This is a genomic window from Streptomyces sp. NPDC086787 (assembly GCF_044745865.1).
Lineage (GTDB): Bacteria > Actinomycetota > Actinomycetes > Streptomycetales > Streptomycetaceae > Streptomyces.
Map to the genome: position 1 here is coordinate 1 of NZ_JBIVBC010000049.1, position 2933 is coordinate 2933.

Annotated in this window: 1 protein-coding gene and 3 pseudogenes; 2 read left to right on the forward strand and 2 right to left on the reverse strand. The window is 68.1% G+C overall.

Annotated elements, in window-relative coordinates; genetic code table 11:
- Positions 1 to 264: 264 nt before the first annotated feature.
- Positions 265 to 513: pseudogene (locus ACIPK3_RS34335) on the reverse strand (JmjC domain-containing protein); the annotation flags it as partial.
- Between ACIPK3_RS34335 and ACIPK3_RS34340 the strand changes: the two are divergent.
- Positions 511 to 828 (forward strand): annotated as a pseudogene (locus ACIPK3_RS34340) (transposase family protein); the annotation flags it as partial. The pseudogenes ACIPK3_RS34335 and ACIPK3_RS34340 sit on opposite strands and share 3 nt — an antisense overlap.
- Before the next feature lie 21 nt (positions 829 to 849).
- On the opposite strand, the gene ACIPK3_RS34345 reads toward ACIPK3_RS34340, so the two are convergent.
- On the reverse strand, positions 850 to 2292 hold the full coding sequence (locus ACIPK3_RS34345) for a hypothetical protein (RefSeq protein WP_402576135.1): 1443 nt from the start codon (positions 2290 to 2292) through the stop codon (positions 850 to 852).
- Between the two features lie 174 nt (positions 2293 to 2466).
- Here ACIPK3_RS34345 and ACIPK3_RS34350 point away from each other — a divergent pair.
- A pseudogene (locus tag ACIPK3_RS34350) lies at positions 2467 to 2933 on the forward strand (transposase); the annotation flags it as partial.

Below are 2933 nucleotides of genomic sequence, written 5' to 3' on the forward strand. Positions count from 1 at the left end.
GGACCGACAGGCAATTCGGCACCACCGCCGGCTCCACCATCACCGGCAACACCCCCACCAACTGCCTCCTCAGCCCCGTCATCCCCACCGGCTGCGTAGGCTGACCCACCCACACCGCCGTGCGCATCCCCGGCGTCCGGTGACCGGGGCCGGGGCCCGCGGGCGCAGCCGCGGGCCCCGGCCACTGACGCAGCACCCCGCCAACACGCTGCACATCCACGACCGGCGATCCGAGCAGCCGGAGCCAGAACAACCCCGGCCGAGCAGCTGCTCGGACACCCATGCCATCAGGTCGGTCGCGGTGTGGGTCTGCAGGCCGCAGGTGACGTGCAGGGAACGGGTGCCCTGGTCGGCGGCGACGGCGTGCCACACGCCGCGCGGCACATACAGGACGTCACCCGGCCGCAGGACCAGGTCGGCGACCGGCTCGGTGGGAGCCTCGCCGGGGTCCTCAATGTCGCGGTACAGCGGGAACGGCCGGGTGGTGCCGTAGATCCGCCACCGCTTCGCGCCGTCCACGACATCAAGGCCGCGCGAGCCCACGGCATCATCGACGCTCTGGAGGAAGCCGCCGTGGAATGCTGGGCCGACAAGGCATACCGGGGCGCCGGCGGCACCATTCGGGTGCCCTACTGGGGTCGCTGGGAGACGCTCTCCGCAGGTCAGCAGGCCGTCAACCGCTCGCACGCGAAGATCCGCGCACTCGTCGAGCAGGCCATGGCCACCCTCAAGACCTGGCGGCTCCTGCGTAAGCTGCGATGCTCGACCACCCGCATCACCAACCTCGTCCAAGCCACCCTCACCCTGCACCTGACCTGCTCAAACTGAGGTTGGAAAAGGCTCACTCCCTCAGGAGTCGATGCAGCCGGTGATGGTGGCGGGGCTGTACTTGCAGTTGGTGGGGGTGTTGCCGGTGATGGTGGTGGTGCCGGCGGGAGTGATGTCGACGTCGCTGTAGACGCCACCGGGAGCGGGGGCCGGGGGTGCGGAGTTGCCGGTGATGGTGGCGCTGTCGAAGGTCACCGTCGGGGTGCCGGTGATATAGACGCCGCCGGTCTGGGAGAGGGTGCCGGTGACCTTGTTGCTGCTGACCGAGGAGTTGTCGACCGTCAGGGACTCGGAGGAGCGGGGGGTGCTCGAGAAGAGGCCGCCGCCCCGGGAGTACTGGCCGGAGGCGAGGTTTCCGCTGACGATGGTGCCGTTCTGGAGCGTCAGCGCCCCACCGTAGTGGGAGATGCCGCCGCCTTCACCGTGCGCCCCGACGACCTTGTTCCCCGTCACCTTCGTCTGGTCCAGAGCCATAGTGGACGTACCGTCGGGGGTGAAGTCGGCTGACAGGCCTCCGCCGGCAGGACGGCCTCCCGTACTGAGGAAAGCGGTGTTGCCGGCGATGGTGGAGTTTGTGATCGTGGCGTTGCCGTTACCCAGCGCCGCGATGCCTCCGCCCTCCCCGGTCTTGGCGGTGTTGCCGAGGACATCGGCGTTCTGCAGGGTCAGAGTCCACCCGGGAACCTGTGCCTGTCCGAACACGCCGCCGCCGAGCGGGGCGGTGTTGTTTTTGATGACGGTTCTGTTGCCGGTGGCGTCCGTGGTGAAGCTGCCGCTGTTGAACACCGCGACACCGCCGCCGGCACCGTCGACACCAGCGGCGGTGACTCGATTGCCGGAGACTGTCGTGCCATGGAGGGTGACGCCGCCGTTTGTGACGATGCCCGCGCCGGAGCCACTGGCGGTGTTGTCACCGATGAGTCCGCCGGTGAGATCGGCGGATGCGCCTGAGGCGACGGCGAGGCCGCCGCCGTAACCGGCCGTGTTGCCCTGGAAGTTCACGTTGGTGGCGGTGAGGATGCCGCCGTTCTGCACGAGGACGCCGCCCCCGCGGTCGCTCAGGCTGGTGACGGCGCCGTTCATGACGGTGAGGTCGCTGATGGCGAGGTGGCCGCCGGAGGCGATGTCAAGGATGCGGAAGGGGATGGCGGTGGTGAGGGTGGGGTCGCGCCGGATGGTGGCGTGGTTGCCGTTGATGAGGGTGTTGTTGGTAACGGGGGGCAGTCCGTCCACGCCGCTGTCGGCGGCGGGGAGGACGTAGACGCAGTAGGAGGCCAGGTCGATGGTGCCGCCTGCGGAGATAGCTGCTTTCAGGGCGGTGATGTCACCGCAGGTGATGGTCGTTGCTGAGTGGGCGGTGATGGCTGAGGGGAAGGCGACCACCGCGGCGGCCAGCATGGTGGCCGCCAGCAGCCGTGACAGAACGGGCGGCAGCCAGCGGGCGGTCATCGTGAGGGTTACCATGCGTGTTCCTCCTGGGCTGACTTCCAGAAAGCGCGCCCGCCAGCGGGAGTAGCCGTGGACGCGACCGCCCCGCAAGCCAGAAGGGAAGAAGCACGGCCGGGGGCACTGGAGAGGTGTACCGCATCAGCTCTCCGGCCTGCCTGATACGCCGTATACACAACTGGATACCACCCTCCCGCACGACTCCCGGGCCACGGCACTGTCTACTTCTACTACGCCGCCTGGCGCGACGAGGGAATCCTCGCCCAACTCAACTACGACCTGACCGGCCTGGCCCGCGTAAAGGAAGGCCGCAAGCCCGAGGCGACCGCCTCCGTCATCGACACCCAGAGCGTCAAGACCTCCACCAACGTACCCCTGAGCAGCCAGGGAACGGACGCCGCCAAGAAGATCGTCGGACGGAAGCGAGGCATCCTCACCGACACGATCGGCCTCATCCTCGCCGTGACAGTCGCCGGCGCCGGCCTCTCCGAGAACGCCATGGGAATACGCCTCCTCAACCAGGCGAAAGAGACCTGCCCGACCATCACGAAAAGCTGGGTCGACGTCGACACCGGCTTCAAGAACGCCGTCGTCGAGCACGGAGCCCGCCTCGGAATCGACGTTGAAGTCGTCAACCGCAACCCAAAAAAAGCCTGGCT

Excerpts from the sequence above, each read along its gene's own strand:
- ACIPK3_RS34345 (WP_402576135.1), bottom strand. The coding sequence starts at position 2,292 with ATGGTAACCCTCACGATGACCGCCCGCTGGCTGCCGCCCGTTCTGTCA.